The sequence below is a fragment of the Pseudomonas baetica genome (assembly GCF_019733355.1).
GTDB lineage: Bacteria > Pseudomonadota > Gammaproteobacteria > Pseudomonadales > Pseudomonadaceae > Aquipseudomonas > Aquipseudomonas baetica_A.
The window spans coordinates 1-315 of record NZ_JAIHLQ010000166.1 but is presented as its reverse complement, the minus strand read 5'-3'; the positions used below and the strand labels follow the sequence as shown (position 1 = coordinate 315).

Genomic DNA, 315 nt, shown 5'->3' with positions numbered 1-315 from the left:
GGAGCAGGTGGTGCCGTGGAGCGGGTTGGTGGCATTGATCGAGCCGCATTACCCAAAGGCTGGCGGTGGCCGTAAGCCGTATCCATTGGAAACCATGTTGCGCATTCACCTGCTGCAGAACTGGTTCTCGTTGAGCGACCCCGCAATGGAAGTGGCGCTGTACGAGATCACTTCGATGCGCCTGCTTACTCGCCTGACGCTCAGCGCTCCGATCCCCGAAGACACGACGATCATGAATTTCCGGCACCTGTTGGAGAAGCACCAACTGGCGTCGGGCATCCTAGAAACCATCAACAATTACCTGCGAGACAAGGG

General features: G+C 57.8%; 1 protein-coding gene. It reads left to right on the top strand.

The genetic code is table 11. From position 1 onward, the window contains the following. A partial coding sequence (locus tag K5E40_RS34585) for a transposase (protein WP_221734449.1) occupies positions 1 to 315 on the top strand: 315 nt, incomplete at both ends.